The sequence below is a fragment of the Streptomyces sp. 13-12-16 genome (assembly GCF_002114215.1).
Lineage (GTDB): Bacteria > Actinomycetota > Actinomycetes > Streptomycetales > Streptomycetaceae > Streptomyces.
In genome coordinates, this window is sequence record NZ_NCTE01000386.1 from 1 (window position 1) to 5,364 (window position 5,364).

A 5,364-nucleotide genomic window follows, 5' to 3' on the forward strand; every position below is an offset into this window, starting at 1 on the left:
GACTATCTGCGCGAGCACGGTGAGCGCACCGTCGAGCAGACGGTGGACCTCCTCGCGGAGAACCTGGCCGACTACCGGGCGGTCGTGCACCGTACGGACGAGGCGGGGCTGGCCGGTGTCGTCGCCGGGCTGCTCGCGGCGCGCGGCGCGTCGTCGGTACTGGTGCCGCCCGGCCTCGACGAGGGCTGGCTCGCCTCGACCGAGGTGACGCGGGTGGCGGACCGGGCGGAGAGCACCCCGCAGGAGCTGGACCGGGTCGACAGCGTGGTCACCGCCTGCGCGGTCGCCGTCGCCGAGACGGGCACGATCGTGCTGGACGGCTCCCCCGACCAGGGCCGGCGCCGGATCACCCTCGTCCCCGACCACCACATCTGTGTGGTCCGCGTCCCGGACCAGGTCGTCTCCTCCGTCCCCCAGGCGCTCGGCCGCCTCGACGCGGCCCGCCCGCTCACCTGGATCTCCGGCCCCTCGGCGACCAGCGACATCGAACTCGACCGGGTGGAGGGCGTGCACGGACCGCGCACCCTGGAGGTCGTGCTGGTCGGGTGAACCCCCTCGGGGGGGTGTCCCTGAGTACACCCCCCGATACGGGCTCTGCGCCCAATGTGGTGCGGCCGTCTCCTCCGTAGCGTCTTGGACATGGCACAGGACGTGCCGGACGGAGGAGATGACGATGTTTCGCAACGGCGCACGACGCGACCACGACTCGGGACCCGCCCCCGAGGCACTGCGCCTGGTCAAGGTCACCAAGTCCTACGGGACGGCGGACAGCGCCGTGACCGCCCTCGACGGGGTGACGCTCGGCCTGGCGCGGGGCACGTTCACCGCGGTGATGGGACCGTCCGGCTCGGGCAAGTCGACGCTGCTGCAGTGCGCGGCGGGTCTGGACCGGCCCGACAGCGGGATCGTACGGGTCGACGGGACCGAGCTGACGGGCGGCGGCGAGACGGAGCTGACGAAGTTCCGGCGCGGGCGGATCGGGTTCGTCTTCCAGCAGTACAACCTGCTGGAGACGCTGACCGTCGCGCAGAACACCGTGCTGCCGCTGAAGCTGTCCGGCAGGCGCGTGGACCGGAGGCGGGCCCGGGAGATCCTCACCGCCGTCGGCCTCGGCGACCGGCTCGGACACCGGCCCGACCAGCTCTCCGGCGGTCAGCGGCAGCGCGTGGCGATCGCGCGGGCGCTGGTCACCGAACCCCGGGTGATCTTCGCGGACGAGCCGACCGGCGCCCTGGACACACGCAGCGCCCGGGAGGTGCTGCGGCTGCTCCAGGAGGCGGTGCGGGTGCACGGGCGGACCGTGGTGATGGTGACGCACGACCCGGTCGCCGCCTCCTACGCCGACAGCGTGCTGTTCCTCGCGGACGGCCGTCTCGCCGGACAGCTGGACGCGCCGACGGCGGACGCGGTGGCCGAGCGGCTGGCACACCTGGGCGACGACACGATGGCGGGGGTGTGAGCCGTGCTCGTACTGGCCCTGCGGTCGATCCGGCAACGGCCCGGACGGTTCCTCGCGACGCTGCTGTCCGCCTTCCTGGGCGCGGCGATCATCATGACGTTCAACTCGATGCACGACACGGCCGGGCAGCCGGGCGTGGACGCGGTGAGCTCCGACACGCTGGGCACGGCGGCCGGGGTGGTCGGCGGGTACGGCACGCTGCTGGTGTTCTTCGCCGTCGCCTCGACGCTGACGGTGAACGTGCGGCAGCGGGCGGCCGAGCTGGAGCTGCTGCGCTGCTCGGGGGCGACCCCGGCGCAGATCAAGCGGATGGTCGTGGGTGAGGCGGCGGTCGTGGCCCTGGTGGGCGCGGCGCTGGCCATCGGCCCGGCGATGCTCGGCGGGCGTGCGCTGCTGGACATGTTCCAGGACGGCGGCCAGGTCGCGCGGTCGGTCGAGTACTCCTTCGGGCCGATCGCGCTGTTGAGCGGCGTGGACATCACGCTGCTCGCGGCGGTGGGAGCCGCGTTCCTGGCCGTACGGCGGGTGACGCGGCACGGCGGGGGACGAGCCGGGGCACGGCGGTTCCTGGCCGGTGCCGCGCTGGCCACCGGCGTCGCGGGGGCCTGCGCCACCTTCCTCCTCTCCGCGACGGACGAGATGCTGATGGCACCGGCCGCGTACGGGGCGATCCTGCTGTCGGTCGGTTTCGCGCTGCTGTCGCCGCGGCTGCTGAAGGGCGTGCTCCGCCGGCTGCCGCTGAGCGGTGCGAGCGGCTGGCTGGCCGTGCGCAACCTCCGTGAGCGGTCCGGTGAGCTCGCCGGGATCCTGGTGCCGCTCATCATGTTCACCGCGGTGTCCACGGCGACGATCACCATGCAGGCGGTGGAGAGCGACGCCGTCGCGGCCTCGGGTCTGGTGAAGTCGGTCGACGCGAAGAACCTGGAGACGCTCAACCTCACGGTCGTCGGCATCATCGCGGTCTTCGTCTGCGTCATGCTGGTCAACTCGCTGTACGCGGCGACGACCTACCGCTCCCGCGAGTTCGGGCAGCAGCGCCTGGCGGGGGCGACTCCGGGCCAGGTGCTCGGCGTGGTGGGCGCCGAGGGCGCGATCCTCACGGTCACGGGCGTGTTCCTCGGCACGGTGGCCGCGCTGGCCGGCGTCGTGCCGTTCACGGTCGTCCGCACCGACGGGGTGCTGCCGGAGCAGTTCCTCGGCACGTGGCTCGTCATGGTGTCGGTGACGGCGGCGGTGACCTTCGGGACGAGCCTGTCCACGGCCCGGCGCGTGCTGCACACGCCGGCGGTGCGGGCGGTCGCGCCGGCCGCGTGAACCCCATCCGGTCCCCCCGGGGGCGTCCGCCGCGGCGGACGCCCCTCGGTCGTTTCCCGCGACCGCGGGAAACGACCGACTCGGGTGGGGTGCCGGTCAGTCGGCCTTGGCGTACTCCTGGGCCATGCCGCCCGCGAAGTCGTACACCACGACCTGGTCGTCGCCGACGACCCACGCGTCGTGGCCCGGTGCGCAGACGAAGACGTCTCCGGGGCCGACCTCCTGCTCCGCGCCGTCGTCCATGCGGATGTGCATACGGCCCTGGACGACATAGCCGTTGTGGTGGATCCGGCAGCTTTCCGTCCCGGCGATGGGACCGACGGACTCGGACCAGCGCCACCCCGGTTCGAAGGTGGCCACGGCGAAGTCCAGCCCTGTCATGTGGACGGCTTCCAGGTGTCCCCTGGGGAAGTCGCGCCTCTCGTCCGGCTTGTCCAGCGTCTTGATCTCGAGCATGACCCTGTTCCCTTCCGACCGTCGCCCTGCACGGCCGGGTCCGGTCTCCGTCCGCCTCGCACGGCACCGGCGGGGGCCGGGCCCCACCACTCCATCGTCCGTCCGTCCACTCGGGACCGCCATTCGGGTGAAGCCGGTACGTCAGTCGCCCGGACCGCAGAGCCGGGCGAAACGGCCGGCGTCGATGTTGCCGCCGGACAGGATCAGGCCGACGCGGGGCGGGAGCGGGCCCGCGCGGCCGGTGAGCAGTGCGGCGAGCGGGGTGGCGCCGCTCGGCTCCAGGACGATCTTCAGCCGCTCGAAGGCGAACCGCATCGCGTCCCTGATCTCGTCGTCGCCGACCAGCACGATCCCGTCCAGGAGCCGCCGGTTGAGGGAGAACGTCAGCTCGCCCGGGGTGTGCAGGGCCTGGCCGTCGGCGATGGTGCGCGGGACCGGGATGCTGACGCGCCGGCCCGCCTCCAGGGACCTCTTGGTGTCGTCGCCGGTCTCCGGTTCCACGCCGATCACCCGGGTCGCGGGGTGCAGGCCCTTGACGGCGGTGGCGCTCCCGGCGATCAGTCCCCCGCCGCCGACCGGTGCGAGCAGCGCACCCAGCTCCCCCGCCTCCTCGACGAGTTCGAGGGCCGCCGTGCCCTGCCCCGCGATGATGTGCGGGTGCTCGTAGGGCGGGACGAGGGTCAGGCCCCGCTCGGCGGCGAGGGCCTCGGCGACGGCGACCCGGTCGCCGGTGTACCGGTCGTAGGTGACGATCTCGGCGCCGTACCCCTCGGTGGCCGCCCGCTTCGACGGCGGGGCGTCCTCGGGCATGACGATGACGGCGGTGGTGCCCAGCTCCCGGGCGGCCAGGGCGACGGCCTGGGCGTGGTTCCCGGAGGAGTAGGCGGCGATGCCCCGGGACAGCTCGTCGGGGGTGAGCCGGGAGGCCGCGTTGTAGGCGCCGCGGAACTTGAAGGCGCCCACGCGCTGGAAGTTCTCGCACTTGAGGTGCACCTCGGCGCCGGCGAGCGCGTCCAGGGTGCGGGAGCGCAGGACGGGCGTACGGTGTGCGACGCCCTCGATGCGCCCGGCGGCGGAACGGACGTCGTCGAGGGTGACCGGCGGGGTGGTGGTCGTCACGTGGTGCCTCCGGCGAGAGTCGCGTCCCGCTCGGCGTCCCGGCCCCGTGCGGCTGCCACGGGCACCCCTTCCCCCTCCTTTCCCGGACCATACGTCCAGCCGCTGGATCCTCGGTCCGGACCGGGTCTCCGTACGACCGTGTCCGCCTCCTCCGCCTCGGTGACGAGGGCGGCGAGGGTCGTCCGCGCACGGGCGACGCGGGAGCGGACCGTGCCGACCGGGCAGTCGCCGAGGGCCGCCGCCTCCGTGTACGGCAGTCCGAGCAACTGCGTGAGGACGAACGCCTCGCGCCGTTCGTCCGGCAGCCGGTCCAGCAGATCGAGCAGCACGATCCCGTCGTCGAATCCGGGCAGCCCGCGCGGCTGCGCCCGTTCCACGGCCAGTTGCCAGTCGGGGACATCCGCCGTCCTGGGCCGTACGGCCGTGCGCCGGTGGCTGTCGGCGACCGCGCGGCGGGCGATGGCCAGCAGCCAGGTGCGCGCCGAGGAACGTCCCTCGAACCGGTGCAGGCTGCCGAGTGCCCGCAGGAACGTGTCCTGGGTCAGATCGTCCACCGCCTGCGGGTCGGCGCACAGCCGGGCGACGTAGCGGATGACGTCACGGTGCAGGGCCCGGACGAAGCGGTCGACGGCGTCGGAGTCACCGCCGCGGGCGGCCAGCGCCCAGGCGGTCGCCGTGTCGTCGGTGGGTCTTCCGGCAGGGGTGGGCAGGGTGGAAGTGATCACCTGAGGTCCTTCGCGGAGGAACCGGGAACCGCGGGCGTGCGCGGACCCGGTCGGCGGGGGTACGGCCGCGGGCGGTACGCGGAACAGGGCTGTACCGGCACACGGCCGAAGCCCGGGGCGCGCAGGGGCGGCCCGGGGTGTCACCGGCTGCCGTCAGGCGGCAGCGGCCCCGGCGGGCGGACCGCGTGAGGTGATCGCGTGGACGAGGAGGAGGAGACGCGGCGCGCGGTGGGAGCGGCGGCGCCGGCGGACGCGGAGGGAGGGACGGCGCGGCGGCACCGGTGTGAGGAA

The 5,364-nt window shown here is 73.9% G+C and carries 5 protein-coding genes and 1 pseudogene; 3 read left to right on the forward strand and 3 right to left on the reverse strand.

Going from position 1 to position 5,364, the window contains the following annotated elements; translation table 11 throughout:
- The 3 genes from B7767_RS15995 to B7767_RS16005 form a co-directional block, all read left to right on the forward strand.
- Positions 1-549: LUD domain-containing protein (locus tag B7767_RS15995; RefSeq protein ID WP_107486128.1), on the forward strand; the 549-nt coding region annotated here is incomplete at its 5' end.
- Positions 550-673: 124 nt separating this feature from the next.
- Entirely contained in the window at positions 674-1,459 is a 786-nt protein-coding gene (locus B7767_RS16000) for an ABC transporter ATP-binding protein (protein ID WP_179167164.1), read from the forward strand.
- A 3-nt stretch (positions 1,460-1,462) separates the two neighbouring features.
- Positions 1,463-2,773, forward strand: coding sequence for an ABC transporter permease (locus tag B7767_RS16005; RefSeq protein WP_085572778.1), 1,311 nt, complete (start codon positions 1,463-1,465; stop codon positions 2,771-2,773).
- Positions 2,774-2,869: 96 nt separating this feature from the next.
- Here B7767_RS16005 and B7767_RS16010 read toward each other — a convergent pair whose 3' ends face one another.
- The 3 genes and pseudogenes from B7767_RS16010 to B7767_RS16020 all read right to left on the reverse strand — a co-directional run.
- A complete protein-coding gene (locus B7767_RS16010) occupies positions 2,870-3,229 on the reverse strand; it encodes a cupin domain-containing protein (protein ID WP_085572779.1) in 360 nt (119 codons plus the stop codon).
- 141 nt (positions 3,230-3,370) lie between these two features.
- Positions 3,371-4,348, reverse strand: a complete 978-nt coding sequence (locus tag B7767_RS16015) for a threonine/serine dehydratase (RefSeq protein ID WP_085572780.1) — start codon at positions 4,346-4,348, stop codon at positions 3,371-3,373.
- A gap of 146 nt (positions 4,349-4,494) precedes the next feature.
- Positions 4,495-5,073, reverse strand: a pseudogene (locus B7767_RS16020) (sigma-70 family RNA polymerase sigma factor); the annotation flags it as partial.
- Between the last annotated feature and the right edge of the window lie 291 nt (positions 5,074-5,364).